This is a genomic window from Pseudomonas sp. VE 267-6A, assembly GCF_024126555.1.
Lineage (GTDB): Bacteria > Pseudomonadota > Gammaproteobacteria > Pseudomonadales > Pseudomonadaceae > Aquipseudomonas > Aquipseudomonas palmensis.
This window is the reverse complement of sequence record NZ_JAMYBY010000003.1, coordinates 65756-79267: the sequence shown is the minus strand read 5'-3', so window position 1 is coordinate 79267 and position 13512 is coordinate 65756. Positions and strand designations below refer to the sequence as shown.

13 protein-coding genes are annotated in these 13512 nt (G+C 62.0%); 8 read left to right on the top strand and 5 right to left on the bottom strand.

The genetic code is table 11. The features are described from left to right. Positions 1-50: 50 nt before the first annotated feature. Positions 51-1196 carry an FMN-dependent L-lactate dehydrogenase LldD gene (gene lldD, locus NJH59_RS03835; RefSeq protein WP_043863842.1) on the bottom strand — a complete coding sequence of 382 codons (1146 nt, stop codon included), beginning with the start codon at positions 1194-1196 and terminating at the stop codon, positions 51-53. Between the two features lie 68 nt (positions 1197-1264). Next, a complete protein-coding gene (locus tag NJH59_RS03830) occupies positions 1265-2932 on the bottom strand; it encodes a lactate permease LctP family transporter (RefSeq protein WP_043863841.1) in 1668 nt (555 codons plus the stop codon). A gap of 253 nt (positions 2933-3185) precedes the next feature. On the opposite strand from NJH59_RS03830, the gene NJH59_RS03825 reads away from it, so the two are divergent. After that, positions 3186-3953: a GntR family transcriptional regulator gene (locus NJH59_RS03825; protein ID WP_043863840.1), complete on the top strand. Its 768-nt coding sequence runs from the start codon at positions 3186-3188 to the stop codon at positions 3951-3953. Positions 3954-4052: 99 nt separating this feature from the next. Here NJH59_RS03825 and smpB read toward each other — a convergent pair whose 3' ends face one another. Continuing rightward, positions 4053-4535 carry an SsrA-binding protein SmpB gene (gene smpB / locus NJH59_RS03820; protein ID WP_043863839.1) on the bottom strand — a complete coding sequence of 161 codons (483 nt, stop codon included), beginning with the start codon at positions 4533-4535 and terminating at the stop codon, positions 4053-4055. A gap of 170 nt (positions 4536-4705) precedes the next feature. Here smpB and NJH59_RS03815 point away from each other — a divergent pair, with 170 nt between their 5' ends. Together NJH59_RS03815 and NJH59_RS03810 are read left to right on the top strand one after the other, a co-directional pair. Then, positions 4706-5140, top strand: a complete 435-nt coding sequence (locus tag NJH59_RS03815; RefSeq protein WP_043863838.1) for a type II toxin-antitoxin system RatA family toxin — start codon at positions 4706-4708, stop codon at positions 5138-5140. Beyond that, positions 5133-5444, top strand: coding sequence for an RnfH family protein (locus tag NJH59_RS03810; RefSeq protein ID WP_078481341.1), 312 nt, complete (start codon positions 5133-5135; stop codon positions 5442-5444). The genes NJH59_RS03815 and NJH59_RS03810 overlap by 8 nt, the downstream gene beginning before the upstream one ends. A gap of 57 nt (positions 5445-5501) precedes the next feature. Here NJH59_RS03810 and NJH59_RS03805 read toward each other — a convergent pair whose 3' ends face one another. After that, a complete protein-coding gene (locus NJH59_RS03805) occupies positions 5502-6026 on the bottom strand; it encodes an outer membrane protein assembly factor BamE (RefSeq protein WP_043863836.1) in 525 nt (174 codons plus the stop codon). 97 nt (positions 6027-6123) lie between these two features. Here NJH59_RS03805 and fur point away from each other — a divergent pair, with 97 nt between their 5' ends. After that, positions 6124-6528: a ferric iron uptake transcriptional regulator gene (gene fur / locus NJH59_RS03800; RefSeq protein ID WP_043863835.1), complete on the top strand. Its 405-nt coding sequence runs from the start codon at positions 6124-6126 to the stop codon at positions 6526-6528. Between the two features lie 109 nt (positions 6529-6637). On the opposite strand, the gene recN is transcribed toward fur, so the two are convergent. Continuing rightward, the gene (gene recN / locus NJH59_RS03795; protein WP_054916543.1) at positions 6638-8311 is read right to left on the bottom strand and encodes a DNA repair protein RecN; all 1674 of its coding nucleotides are present in this window, start codon (positions 8309-8311) and stop codon (positions 6638-6640) included. A gap of 229 nt (positions 8312-8540) precedes the next feature. On the opposite strand from recN, the gene grpE reads away from it, so the two are divergent. The 4 genes from grpE to dapB all read left to right on the top strand — a co-directional run bounded on the left by grpE (position 8541) and on the right by dapB (position 13248). Further along, entirely contained in the window at positions 8541-9095 is a 555-nt protein-coding gene (grpE, locus tag NJH59_RS03790; RefSeq protein ID WP_043863833.1) for a nucleotide exchange factor GrpE, read from the top strand. Between the two features lie 102 nt (positions 9096-9197). Then, the gene (gene dnaK, locus NJH59_RS03785; protein WP_043863832.1) at positions 9198-11114 is read left to right on the top strand and encodes a molecular chaperone DnaK; all 1917 of its coding nucleotides are present in this window, start codon (positions 9198-9200) and stop codon (positions 11112-11114) included. A 192-nt stretch (positions 11115-11306) separates the two neighbouring features. Next, positions 11307-12431 carry a molecular chaperone DnaJ gene (dnaJ, locus tag NJH59_RS03780; RefSeq protein ID WP_043863831.1) on the top strand — a complete coding sequence of 375 codons (1125 nt, stop codon included), beginning with the start codon at positions 11307-11309 and terminating at the stop codon, positions 12429-12431. A gap of 13 nt (positions 12432-12444) precedes the next feature. Next, positions 12445-13248 (top strand): 4-hydroxy-tetrahydrodipicolinate reductase, encoded by an 804-nt coding sequence (dapB, locus tag NJH59_RS03775; RefSeq protein ID WP_043863830.1) that lies wholly within the window; start codon positions 12445-12447, stop codon positions 13246-13248. Positions 13249-13512 lie beyond the last annotated feature (264 nt).

Here is a 13512-nt window from a genome sequence, read left to right as displayed (position 1 = left end):
GTCTATCGCGCCGCGTGCCCCGGACAATCAGGCGGTGATGGGGCAGGCGGTCAGGCGCCGAATTCGCGTACCAGCGAATCGCGAGTGATCTCGCTGATGGACTTGGCGCCGGTCAGCACCATGGCCACGCGCATTTCCTTTTCGAACAGGTCGAGCAGGTTCTTCACGCCGGCTTCGCCTGCGGTGGCGAGGGCATAGAGGAAGGCACGGCCGATCAGTACGGTGTCTGCGCCCAGGGCGATCATGCGCACCACGTCCAGGCCGCTGCGGATACCGGAATCGGCGAGGATCTTCAGGTCGCCCTTGACCGCATCGGCGATGGCCGGCAGGGCGCGGGCGCTGGACAGCACGCCGTCGAGCTGGCGACCGCCGTGGTTGGACACCACGATGCCGTCGGCACCGAATTTCACGGCGTCGCGCGCGTCGTCCGGGTCGAGAATACCCTTGATCACCATCGGGCCATCCCAGAACTCGCGGATCCATTCCAGGTCCTTCCAGGAAATCGACGGGTCGAAGTTGGCGCCCAGCCAGCCGATGTAGTCGGCCAGGCCGGTGGGGCTGCCGCGGTATTTGGAGATGTTGCCAAGGTCGTGGGGCTTGCCCAGCAGGCCTACATCCAGCGCCCACTGGGGGTGGGTCATGGCCTGCCACATGCGCCGCAGAGGTGCGTTCGGGCCGCTCATGCCGGAGTGGGCGTCACGGTAGCGTGCGCCGGGTACGGGCATGTCCACGGTGAACACCAGGGTGGTCACGCCGGCGGCCTTGGCACGCTCCAGGGCATTGCGCATGAAGCCGCGGTCCTTGAGCACATAGAGCTGGAACCACATGGGCCGGTCGATGGCCGGGGCCACTTCCTCGATCGGGCACACGGATACGGTCGACAGGGTGAAGGGGATGCCCTTGGCCGCCGCGGCACGTGCCGCCTGCACCTCGCCGCGCCGGGCGTACATGCCGGTCAGGCCGACCGGTGCCAGGGCCACGGGCATGCTCAGGGTTTCATCGAACAGGCGGGTCTCGAGGCTGAGCTCGGACATGTTCTTCAGAACGCGCTGGCGCAGGGCAATGCTGGCCAGGTCTTCGACGTTGTGGCGCAGGGTGTACTCGGCGTAGGCGCCGCCGTCGGCGTAGTGGAACAGGAAGGGCGGCAGCTTGCGTTGGGCTGCGGCGCGGTAGTCGGTAGAGGCTGAAATGATCATGGTGTCTCGCAGCGTCGGTTGAAAGGGGCAGCTGCCGGGCGCCCTTGGGGCGCCCGGCCTCTTTCACTTTAGTGAACCAGCATGCCGGTCAGCCAGTACGCCTGGATCAAGGTGATCAGGCCGACGATGGTGGCGAAGAACAAGCTGTGCTTGAGGGTGAAGCGGAACAGGTCCGACTCCTTGCCGACCAGTCCGGTGGCCGCGCATGCCACGGCGATGGACTGTGGCGAGATCATCTTGCCGGTAACGCCGCCGCTGGTGTTGGCGGCCACCAGCAGGGTGTCGTTGACCCCGATCTGGTGCGCGGTGGTGGCCTGCAGCGAGCTGAACAGCGCGTTGGACGAAGTGTCCGAACCGGTCAGGAACACGCCCAGCCAGCCAAGGAACGGCGAGAAGAACGGGAACGCTGCGCCGGTGCCGGCCAGTACCAGGGCCATGGTCGACGACATGCCCGAGTAGTTGGTGACGAAGGCAAAGGCCAGCACCATGCCGATCGACAGGATCGGCCAGCGCAGTTCGAAGAAGGTTTCCTTCAGCGTGGTCAGGCCGGTCTTGAAGTTGATCTTCAGCACCAGCATCGACAGCAGCGCGGAGAAGAAGATCGCGGTACCGGTGGCCGAGATCGGGTCGAGCTTGAACACCGCCGGCATGGCGGTCGGGGCGGCGACGATCGGCGCGGTCTTGATCACCAGCTGGTCAAGGTGCGGGATGGCGAAGTTGAACACCCAGCTGTACATCGAACCACCGGCGGCAAAGGCCGCTTTGAATGGCTTGAGGGTCCAGATGGTGACCAGCACGGTGAGGATCAGGAACGGCGACCAGGCCTTGAAGATCTCGCCGAAGCTGTATGGCGAAGGCTGGCTGCCGCCACCGTTGACCACGGCTGCACCGACGCTGCCGGTGGCGGTGGTCATCGAGCGCTTGGGCTGCCAGACCTTGAGGAACAGGGTCAGGGAGATCAGGCTGGCCAGTGCCGAGGTGATGTCCGGCAGTTCCGGACCGATGAAGTTGGAGGTGAAGTACTGGGTGACGGCGAAGCTCAGGCCGGCCACCAGGGCTGCAGGCCAGGTCTCCTTGACGCCGCGCAGGCCGTCCATCATGAACACCAGCCAGAACGGCACGAACAGCGACAGCAACGGCAATTGACGACCGGTCATGGCGCCGATCTTGAAGGCGTCGATACCGGTGACCTGGCCGGCCACGATGATCGGGATTCCCAGGGCGCCGAAGGCCACCGGGGCGGTGTTGGCGATCAGGCACAGGCCGGCGGCGTACAGCGGGTTGAAACCCAGGCCCACCAGCAGTGCAGCGGTAATGGCCACGGGTGCGCCGAAGCCTGCCGCGCCTTCCAGGAAGGCGCCGAAGCAGAAGCCGATCAGCAGAACCTGCAGACGCTGGTCGTCGGTGATCGACAGCACCGAGCTGCGGATCACTTCGAACTGGCCGCTCTTGACCGTCAGTTTGTACAGGAACACCGCCGCGACGATGATCCAGGCGATGGGCCACAGGCCATAGGCAAAACCGTACCCGGCAGCAGCCAGGGCCATGTCGGCGGGCATCTGGAAGGCGAAGATGGCGACCAGGATCGACAGCGCCAGCGTGATGCTGCCTGCCACATGACCCTTGAGGCGGAACACGGCCAGCGCCAGGAAGAAGAACACGATAGGGATGACTGCCGCCAGGGCGGACAGGCCGAGACTACCAAGCGGACTATAGAGTTGTTGCCAGGTTTGCATATGGGGTGGCCCCTAATTGTTGTTGGTCATGCAGTGGCATTGGCTAATTGGTCATACCAATTTACAATGTCGAGCCGCTAGGTTAAGAGCCCTGTGGTGGGTGTGTCAATTTGCCCCGCTAAAACTTTCGTCGGACGGTTGAAAAAAGGTCTGCTGAGCGGCTTCGAAATTCGCCAACTGGTGGGTGTGGCGTGGGCACCGATAGGCCAAAATAGGCGGCCCCGAACGAACTCGGGATTGTGGAGAGCATGTGATGGTTTTCAACCAGGTCCGCCAACGCCGTTTGTCCGACGATATCGTCGAGCGGCTTGAGGGGATGATTCTTGAAGGCACCTTGACCGCCGGTGAGCGGTTGCCGGCCGAGCGGCAACTGGCCGAGCAGTTCGGGGTGTCACGCCCGTCGTTGCGCGAGGCGATCCAGAAGCTGGTAGCCAAGGGCATGCTGGTGAGCCGACAGGGTGGCGGCAATTATGTTGCCCAGTCGATGGGTTCGACGTTCAGCGACCCCTTGTTGCAATTGCTGGAGAACAATCCGGAGGTCGAACGCGACCTGCTGGAGTTTCGTCATACGCTGGAGGCGTCGTGTGCCTATTACGCCGCATTGCGTGCCACCGCGGTGGATCGCGAGCGGTTGAAGGTGGCGTTCGATGCGCTGCAGGACTGTTATGCGCGGGCCGATGAGGTGAGCCGCGCCGAGGAAGGGGCGGCGGATGCGTCGTTCCACCTGGCGATTGCCGAGGCCAGCCATAACGCGGTGCTGCTGCATACCATTCGCGGGTTGTTCGACCTGCTCAAGCGCAACGTGGTGACCAACATCGGCGGTATGTACAAGCAGCGCAGCGAGACCCGCGACATGCTGATTGCTCAGCACCGGGACCTGTACCTGGCGATTGTCGAAGGGCGTGCGCAGGATGCACGGGAGGTGTCGAGCCAGCACATTCTGTATGTGCAGGAGGTGCTCGAAGAGGTGCGTCAGGAAGTGCAGCGGGTCGCGCGGGCAGAGCGGCGCAACGGGCGCTAGACAAGCGTTGCGGCTTTCGCCGGCAAGGCCGGCTCCTACAGGGTTTCGCTTGGCCTGTAGGAGCCGGCCTTGCTGGCAAAGTGGCTAGAGCAGGCGTGCCTACTCGTCGCGGCCCTTGCTGCGCACGGCGCGCTGCAACTCGCGATCGGAATCACGCTCGCGCTGGGTATCGCGCTTGTCGTATTCCTTCTTGCCCTTGCCCAGGGCAATCTCGCACTTGATCAAGTGCTTGCTCCAGTACATCGACAAGGCCACGCAGGTATAGCCCTTCTGCTGTACGCCCACGAACAGGCGCTCCAGCTCGCGGCGATTGAGCAGCAGTTTACGGGTACGGGTCGGGTCGGCGATCACGTGGGTGCTGGCCGCGGTCAGGGGGGTGATATGGCAACCCATCAGCCATGCTTCACCGTCCTTGAGCAGCACGTAGCTGTCCACAAGATGCGCCTTGCCGGCACGCAGACTTTTTACTTCCCAACCGGACAGGACCAATCCGGCCTCGAACTTGTGCTCGATGAAGTAATCGTGACGCGCCTTTTTATTCTGCGCGATGGTCCCTGTCGGATGCTTCTTTTGTTTAGCCATAGGGGCGGCATTATAGGCAGTCGTCGCGCTGTCGGCTACGGGGTAGCGGTACGCTTGAGCCGTTGGAGTGAATCCCGGACAATACGCGCTGTTTTTCCTCTTGATGCGCTATGTGGCGCCCCTCGGCATTCGCATCGTGTTTACCGCTCAGCTTTGGAAGTGACGCCTGGATGACTACCCATATTCAACGTTCGGCACTGTTGCCGTACCCCGCTCAGGCGCTGTATGACCTGGTGAATGACGTCGCCCGCTATTCGGAATTTCTGCCGTGGTGCTCCTCCAGCACGGTGCTGGAGCAGAGCGAGACCCTGATGCGAGCGCGAGTCGAGGCGGCCAAGGGCGGCATGAGTCAGAGTTTTGTAACGCGAAATGAGTTGGTGCCAGGGCAGTCCATCGAGATGAACCTTGAGGAGGGGCCGTTCAATCAGCTGCACGGGCTGTGGACGTTCAAGGCACTCGGCGACAAGGCCTGCAAGATCAGCCTGGACCTGTCGTTCGATTACGCCGGGCCGCTGGTGCGCGCCACCCTGGGGCCGATCTTCAACCAGGCGGCCAACACCCTGGTGGATGCGTTCTGCCAGCGGGCCAAGCAACTCAATGGCTGAGCCGATGCTGCCCATCGAAGTGGTCTACGCCACCGCCGAGCAGCAGCTGTTGCTGGCGCTGGAGGTGCCAGCGGGTACGTCGGTGAGCGAGGCGGTTCGCTTGTCGGGCATCGCCGGGCAGTTGCCGGGCGTGTCGATCGGGGATTGCCCGATGGGCATCTTTGGCAAGGTGGTTGCGTCGCAGCATCCGGTCGAGGCGGGTGATCGGATCGAGCTCTATCGGCCGCTGCTGATCGACCCCAAGGAGGTGCGCAAACAGCGTGCGGCCAAGGTAGCCAGGGTGTTCAAGAAGGCCAAGCGGTGAAACGCCGCGCATGAAAAAGCCCGGAATGATCCGGGCTTTTTATTGCCTGCGCCTTGCTTACTGCGGCGAGGTGTCCAGCGGTTCCGGCACTGGAACCGGGATGACTTCGATGGTATCAACGTCGCGCTGGATCGTGTCTTCCAGCGAGCCAGGCTTGGCGGGGGCTTCCTGCTTGGCAGGTGTCTCGCCTTCGGCAGGGCTGACAGTGGTGCCCGCTGCGCCGCCAAGGATTTCCTGATCGCGGCTCACACCCGGCATGAAGTCACCCGACAGGCTGGCGAGCTGGTCGTTCTCATTGAAGAACACGCTCATCCGTTCCTGCTGGCGCTCGCCCCCACCTGGTTGCAGACTGTACAGGTAGTCCCAACGGTTGGTGTGGAAGGTGTCCTGGATCAGAGGGTTGCCCATGATAAACCGTACTTGCCGGCGGGTCATTCCCGGCCGCAATTGGTCTATCATGTCCTGCGTGACGACATTGCCCTGCTGGATGTCGATTTTGTAAACCCCGGGGAACGAGCAACCGGCGAGTGCGAGCAGTCCCACAAAGGTGAGGCTGGTTAGCAAGAGCTTGGTGTTTTGCATCGGTGGGCGACTTCCACTATCTTGGCTGGACAACGTAAACCCCGATCATACCCGTATTCAGAGAAGCTGCGAAGCAGCATCGGCGAGAAAGCTGACCATGGTTGAAAATAGCGAATTACGCAAAGCCGGTCTCAAGGTGACCCTGCCTCGAGTCAAGATTCTACAGATGCTCGACTCCACCGAGCAGCGCCACATGAGTGCTGAAGACGTCTACAAGGCGTTGATGGAGGCAGGCGAGGACGTCGGTCTGGCCACGGTTTACCGTGTTCTGACCCAGTTCGAGGCGGCAGGTCTTGTCGTTCGTCACAACTTCGACGGCGGTCATGCAGTGTTTGAACTGGCCGACGGCGGCCACCACGACCATATGGTCAACGTGGAGTCTGGCGAAGTCATCGAGTTCTTCGATGCTGAAATTGAAAAGCGTCAGAAGGAAATCGTGCTGGAGCACGGCTACGAGTTGGTAGATCACAATCTCGTGCTGTACGTGCGCAAGAAAAAGTAAGCACTTTGCTTTGAATTGCACGGCATTGAAGGCGACCCTGGGGTCGCCTTCGTGCTTTGTGGGGGCTGTAATGTTGTACGCCGGCAAGGCCGGCTCCTGCGGGGGGCACTCAGGCTTTGCTGGTGACGACCATCTTTCTGGCATGCGCCAGCGATTCCTTGGTCAGGTCGATGCCGCCCAGCATGCGCGCCACCTCTTCGACCCGCTCGCGTTTGCCCAGGCTCGCCACCGCCGTATGGGTCGCATCGCTGTTGCGCACCTTGTGCACGAACAGGTGATGGTGGCCCTGCGCGGCAACCTGCGGCAGGTGGGTGACCGTCAATACCTGCCCACGCTCGCCCAGGCGACGCAACAGCTGCCCCACGATTTCCGCAGTCGGGCCGCCGATACCCACGTCGACTTCGTCGAACACCAGGGTCGGAATGCGCGAGGTCTGAGCGGTAATGACCTGGATCGCCAGGCTGATCCGTGACAATTCACCCCCGGAAGCCACCTTGGCCAGTGCCTTGAGCGGCTGGCCGGGGTTGGCGCTGACCAGCAGTTCGACCTGCTCCAGGCCCTGGGGCAACAAGTCTTCGCCACTGTTGGGGCGAAGTTCGATGCTGAAGCGTCCGCCAGGCATGCCCAGGCGCTGAATCTCAAGCTCCACCGCGCCAGCCAGCTGGGTCGCGGCCTGCTGGCGCAGGCGGCTCAGCTCCGAGGCCTTTTCCTGGTAATGGCGGGCAAAGGCGGCAAGTTCGTCACCCAGTCGGGCAATGGACTCGTCGTTGGCGTTGAGGCCTTCGAGCTCCTCCATTAGGCGTTGCTGCAGGTCGGCCAGCTCGCTGGGGTGCACGCGGTGTTTGCGCGCCAGGGTGTACAGGGCGTCGAGACGTTCTTCCAGCTGCTGCAGCCGCGCGGGGTCGGCGTCGAAATGGTCGAGAAAGCGGTTGAGCTCGCCCACTGCCTCTTCTACCTGAATCTGCGCACTGGCGATCATGTTGGCCGCCTCGGCCAGCGCCTTGGGGGCATTCTGTACGGCGGTCAGGCGATTGAGGCTGACGGTCAGCGCACTGAGCACATTGCCCGAGTCGCTCTCGCTGCAATGGTCGATGACCTGGCGGCAGATACCGAACAGGGCCTCTGCATTGGTCAGGTTCTTGTGTTCCTGTTCCAGCAGCTCAAGTTCGTTTTCGCCCAGGTTGAGGTTTTCCAGCTCTTCGAGCTGATAGCTGAGCAACTGGTGCTGCGCGCGCTGTTCGTCCCCGGAGTTGCTCAGCCGCTCGAGCTCCTGGCGGGTCTGCCGCCAGCGCTGCGCCGCCAGCTGCACCTGGCGTGCAAGGTCGGTGGCGCCGGCGTATTCGTCGAGCAGGCGGCGATGGGTGTCGGTCTTCAGCAGCGACTGGTGTTCGTGCTGGCTGTGGATGTCGATCAGCAGCTCGCCCAGGGCCTTGAGGTCGCCCAGCGGGCAAGGCGTGCCGTTTATATAGCCGCGGCTGCGGCCTTCGGCGGTGATCACCCGGCGCAGTATGCACGGGCCGTCGGTGTCCAGGTCGCGCTCGGCCAGCCAGGTACGGGCCTCGGGAATGTCGCCCAGGTCGAAGGTGGCCAGGATATCGGCCTTGTCTGCCCCGGGGCGCACCACGCCGCTGTCGGCGCGATCACCCAGGGTGAGGCCGAGGGCATCGAGCATGATCGATTTGCCGGCCCCGGTTTCACCGGTGATGACGCTCATCCCGCGGGCGAGTTCGAGGTCCAGGTGTTCGACGATGGCGTAGTTGTGTACGGAAAGATGCACCAGCATTGGGGCGGCTCCCAGGCGTAAGGTCTGGTTATTTATACAGTGTTTTGAAATCGCCTGACAATGCTTGTGCTTAGTTTGATTCGGTTGCTCGGTGAGGGTTTTGATCGCAAGGGGTTATGAGGGTAATGCTGCTGACTGTTCATCAGCCCTTGAAGCTGCATTTTCAGACCCCATATAGCCGGCAGACGTGCGAGTAAGTTCGCTGACGAAATTGCAAAGGAGAGATTTTATGGCTGACGAACAGACGCTGGATGAACAGAATCTGAACGCCGAGGCGGCCGGCGATGAGCTGAGCACGCGCGTGCAGGTGCTCGAAGAGCAACTGGCGGCGGCCCAGGATCAATCCCTGCGCACCGCCGCAGACCTTCAGAACGTGCGCCGTCGCGCCGAGCAGGATGTCGAGAAGGCGCACAAGTTCGCCCTTGAGAAATTCGCTGGTGACCTGTTGCCGGTGATCGACAGCCTTGAGCGCGGCCTGGAGCTGTCCAGCGCCGAAGACGAGAGCATCCGCCCGATGCGTGAAGGCATCGAGCTGACCCTGAAGATGTTCCACGACACCCTCAAGCGCTACAACCTCGAGGCGATCGACCCGCACGGCGAACCGTTCAACGCCGAACTGCACCAGGCCATGGCCATGCAGGAGAGTGCGGACGTCGAGCCCAACAGCGTGCTCAAGGTGTTCCAGAAGGGCTACCAGCTCAATGGGCGTCTGCTGCGCCCGGCCATGGTCGTGGTCAGCAAGGCTCCGGCTCCGGTTTCGCCCTCGATTGACGAGAAGGCTTGAAATTAGCCTGGCGGCCCCCATTTAAGTGTCAAGCGTTTAAGTGCTACCGCAGTTGGCAACCACCGCTGCGGCAACCAAATCCAAAGTTTCGGGAGAGTTAACATGGGCAAAATTATCGGTATCGACCTGGGGACCACCAACTCCTGTGTCTCCATTCTGGAAAACGGCAACGTCAAGGTCATCGAGAACGCCGAAGGCGCTCGTACCACCCCTTCGATCATTGCCTACGCCAATGACGGCGAGATCCTGGTCGGCCAGTCGGCCAAGCGTCAGGCGGTGACCAACCCGCACAACACCCTGTACGCGGTAAAGCGTCTGATCGGCCGTCGTTTTGACGAAGAAGTCGTTCAGAAAGACATTCAGATGGTCCCTTACAAGATCGTCAAGGCTGACAACAACGACGCCTGGGTGGAAGTGAACGGCCAGAAGATGGCTCCGCCTCAGATCTCGGCTGAAATTCTGAAAAAGATGAAGAAAACCGCCGAAGACTATCTCGGCGAGGCAGTGACCGAAGCGGTCATCACCGTACCTGCTTACTTCAACGACAGCCAGCGTCAGGCTACCAAGGACGCCGGTCGCATTGCCGGTCTGGACGTCAAGCGCATCATCAACGAACCGACCGCAGCCGCACTGGCCTACGGTATGGACAAGGCCAAGGGTGATCACACCGTGATCGTCTACGACCTGGGTGGCGGTACCTTCGACGTGTCGGTGATCGAGATCGCTGAAGTCGACGGCGAGCACCAGTTCGAAGTACTGGCTACCAACGGCGACACCTTCCTGGGTGGTGAAGACTTCGACATTCGTCTGATCGACTACCTCGTCGACGAATTCAAGAAAGAAAGCGGCATGAACCTCAAGGGTGACCCGCTGGCCATGCAGCGCCTGAAAGAAGCTGCCGAAAAAGCCAAGATCGAGCTGTCCTCGAGCCAGCAGACCGACGTGAACCTGCCGTACATCACTGCAGACGCCACCGGTCCTAAGCACCTGAACGTGAAGATTTCCCGCGCCAAGCTGGAATCGCTGGTCGAAGACCTGGTTCAGCGCACCATCGAGCCATGCCGCATCGCGCTGAAAGACGCCGGTATCGACGTGAGCAAGATCAACGACGTGATCCTGGTCGGCGGTCAGACCCGCATGCCACTGGTGCAGAAGCTGGTGACCGACTTCTTCGGCAAGGAAGCACGTAAGGACGTGAACCCTGACGAAGCTGTCGCCATGGGTGCTGCCATTCAGGGCGCCGTACTGGCTGGTGACGTGAAAGACGTGCTGCTGCTGGACGTCAGCCCGCTGACCCTGGGTATCGAAACCATGGGTGGCGTGATGACTGCGCTGATCGAGAAGAACACCACCATCCCGACCAAGAAGTCGCAGGTGTTCTCGACGGCCGACGACAACCAGGGCGCCGTGACCATTCACGTGCTGCAGGGCGAGCGCAAGCAAGCTGCGCAGAACAAGTCGCTGGGTAAGTTCGACCTGGCCGAGATTCCGCCAGCGCCTCGTGGCGTACCGCAAATCGAAGTGACCTTCGATATCGACGCCAACGGCATCCTGCACGTAGGTGCCAAGGACAAGGCGACCGGCAAGCAGCAGTCGATCGTGATCAAGGCCAACTCGGGTCTGTCCGAGGAAGAAATTCAGCAGATGGTGCGTGACGCTGAAGTCAACGCCGAGGAAGACCGCAAGTTCGAAGAGCTGGCCGCTGCCCGCAACCAGGGTGACGCGCTGGTTCACTCGACCCGCAAGATGGTCGCCGACGCTGGTGACAAGGTAACCGCGGACGAGAAGGCTGCTATCGAAGCTGCCGTTGTCGCCCTGGAAGCCGCTGTAAAAGGCGACGACAAGGCTGCCATCGAAGCCAAGGTCGAAGAGCTGTCGAAGGTCTCCGCGCCAGTGGCTCAGAAGATGTACGCCGAGCAGGCCGAACAGCCTCAGGGCGGTGCTCAGCCAGAAGCTGAAGAGCCCAAGCACGACGACGTGGTCGACGCTGAGTTCGAAGAAGTAAAAGACAACAAGTAATAGCTACAGGTTGTCGCCCGGTTGACTGCTGTTCGGCAGTGACTGGTAGGATGTCGCCGCGCGGGGGCTTGCTCCCGCGTTGGCGTGTCTGGAATACCCGAATTTTTACAGCATTCGAGCGCGCTTGAATGCTGGCGGCACAGCGCGGTATGCGCCGAGGTATGCCGAACGTCCTCAAGAGTGCAAAGAATTATGGCAAAGCGTGACTATTACGAGGTTCTGGGAGTCGAGCGCGGCTCGAGCGAGGCCGACCTGAAGAAGGCCTATCGTCGCCTGGCGATGAAGCACCACCCGGACCGTAATCCTGATGACAAGGCCTCGGAAGAGCTGTTCAAGGAAGCCAACGAGGCTTACGAAGTGCTCTCCGATGCCAGCAAGCGTGCTGCGTATGATCAGTATGGCCATGCCGGTGTAGACCCGAGCATGGGTGGCGGCGGTGCCGGTTTCGGTGGCGCCAACTTCTCCGACATCTTCGGTGATGTGTTCAGCGACTTCTTCGGCGGTGGCCGGGGCGGTGGTCGCGGTGGCGCTCAGCGTGGCAGCGACCTGCGCTACACCCTCGAGCTGAACCTGGAAGAGGCCGTGCGCGGCACCACGGTCAACATCCGTGTGCCGACGCTGGTCAACTGTGCGCCGTGCGATGGCTCGGGTGCCAAGAAGGGCTCGTCGCCTTCGACCTGCCCGACCTGCGGCGGTATTGGCCAGGTGCGCATGCAGCAGGGCTTCTTCTCGGTGCAGCAGACCTGCCCGCGCTGTCACGGCCAGGGCAAGATCATCACCGACCCGTGCGATTCGTGCCATGGCGAAGGCCGTGTCGAAGAGTACAAGACCCTCTCGGTCAAGGTGCCGGCCGGCGTCGATACCGGTGACCGCATTCGCCTGTCGGGCGAAGGCGAGGCAGGTTCTCAGGGTGGCCCGACCGGCGACCTGTACGTGGTGATCAATGTGCGCGAGCACCCGATCTTCCAGCGCGACGGCAAGCACCTGTACTGCGAAGTGCCGATCAGCTACACCGATGCGGCGCTGGGTGGCGAGCTGGAAGTGCCGACCCTCGATGGCCGGGTCAAGCTGAAGATCCCCGAGGGGACCCAGACCGGCAAGCAGTTCCGTCTGCGCGGCAAGGGCGTTGCGCCGGTGCGTGGCGGTGGCGCGGGCGACCTGATGTGCCGGGTGGCGGTAGAAACGCCGGTCAACCTGAGTCGTCGTCAGCGTGAGTTGCTCGAAGAGTTGCGTGTTTCGCTGGATGGCGACAGCTGCCATTCTCCCAAGGCCAATGGCTGGTTCGAAGGCGTGAAGCGCTTCTTCGGCGATCTGTAAGAAGGAACAGGGCATGCGACGTATAGCGGTAATGGGCGCGGCAGGGCGGATGGGCAAGACCCTGATCGAGGCAGTGCAGCAGACGCCGGGGGCGGGCCTGACCGCCGCTGTGGATCGTCCGGACAGTACGCTGGTCGGGGCCGACGCCGGTGAGCTGGCGGCGCTGGGGCGTATTGGTGTGCCGCTGTCGGGTGATCTGGATCGGGTGGTCGACGAGTTCGATGTGCTGATCGACTTCACCCATCCTTCGGTGACTTTGAAGAACCTGGCGTTCTGCCGCAAGGCGGGCAAGGCGATGGTCATCGGCACCACCGGTTTCAGTGTTGAAGAGAAGCAACTGCTGGCCGAGGCGGGCAAGGACATCCCTATCGTGTTTGCCGCCAACTTCAGCGTTGGCGTCAACCTCAGCCTGAAGCTGCTGGACATGGCGGCGCGTGTGCTGGGCGACGATGTGGACATCGAGATCATCGAGGCCCATCACCGTCACAAGGTGGATGCGCCGTCGGGTACCGCGCTGCGCATGGGCGAGGTGGTGGCCAATGCACTTGGCCGTGACCTGCAGGAAGTGGCCGTGTATGGCCGGGAAGGCCAGACCGGTGCGCGGGACCGCAAGACCATCGGCTTTGCCACCGTGCGTGCCGGTGACGTGGTGGGTGACCACACCGTGCTGTTCGCCGCTGACGGCGAGCGCCTGGAGATCACCCACAAGGCCTCCAGCCGCATGACCTTCGCCAAGGGTGCGGTACGTGCCGCGCTGTGGCTGGATGGGCGTGCGCCGGGCCTGTACGACATGCAGGACGTGCTCGACCTGCGTTGATCGCTGCATCAGGGGCTGCCATGCGGCCCCTTCGCCGGCCTCCCTGGCCGAGCGTTTGAAACAAGCGACTTTCTGTCGCATTCCCATGCCTTTCAGGCACATCAGTGGTAGACCGAAAAAGCCTTTTTCTGTAAGCTACAGCTTTAGTGTGTCCACTAAAAGCGCGCAGATAATTCGACGAAGAAAGCGGGGTGACGTGTCTATACGTCATTCCGCTTTTTTGCAACCTGCGATCGCCCCTTCAGGCTTTATTTTTGGGAGGTC

Bases quoted from the DNA above. Each gene is read 5' to 3' on its own strand.
- lldD (WP_043863842.1), bottom strand. From the start codon at position 1,196: ATGATCATTTCAGCCTCTACCGACTACCGCGCCGCAGCCCAACGCAAG.
- NJH59_RS03830 (WP_043863841.1), bottom strand. From the start codon at position 2,932: ATGCAAACCTGGCAACAACTCTATAGTCCGCTTGGTAGTCTCGGCCTG.
- NJH59_RS03825 (WP_043863840.1), top strand. From the start codon at position 3,186: ATGGTTTTCAACCAGGTCCGCCAACGCCGTTTGTCCGACGATATCGTC.
- smpB (WP_043863839.1), bottom strand. From the start codon at position 4,535: ATGGCTAAACAAAAGAAGCATCCGACAGGGACCATCGCGCAGAATAAA.
- NJH59_RS03815 (WP_043863838.1), top strand. From the start codon at position 4,706: ATGACTACCCATATTCAACGTTCGGCACTGTTGCCGTACCCCGCTCAG.
- NJH59_RS03810 (WP_078481341.1), top strand. From the start codon at position 5,133: ATGGCTGAGCCGATGCTGCCCATCGAAGTGGTCTACGCCACCGCCGAG.
- NJH59_RS03805 (WP_043863836.1), bottom strand. From the start codon at position 6,026: ATGCAAAACACCAAGCTCTTGCTAACCAGCCTCACCTTTGTGGGACTG.
- fur (WP_043863835.1), top strand. From the start codon at position 6,124: ATGGTTGAAAATAGCGAATTACGCAAAGCCGGTCTCAAGGTGACCCTG.
- recN (WP_054916543.1), bottom strand. From the start codon at position 8,311: ATGCTGGTGCATCTTTCCGTACACAACTACGCCATCGTCGAACACCTG.
- grpE (WP_043863833.1), top strand. From the start codon at position 8,541: ATGGCTGACGAACAGACGCTGGATGAACAGAATCTGAACGCCGAGGCG.
- dnaK (WP_043863832.1), top strand. From the start codon at position 9,198: ATGGGCAAAATTATCGGTATCGACCTGGGGACCACCAACTCCTGTGTC.
- dnaJ (WP_043863831.1), top strand. From the start codon at position 11,307: ATGGCAAAGCGTGACTATTACGAGGTTCTGGGAGTCGAGCGCGGCTCG.
- dapB (WP_043863830.1), top strand. From the start codon at position 12,445: ATGCGACGTATAGCGGTAATGGGCGCGGCAGGGCGGATGGGCAAGACC.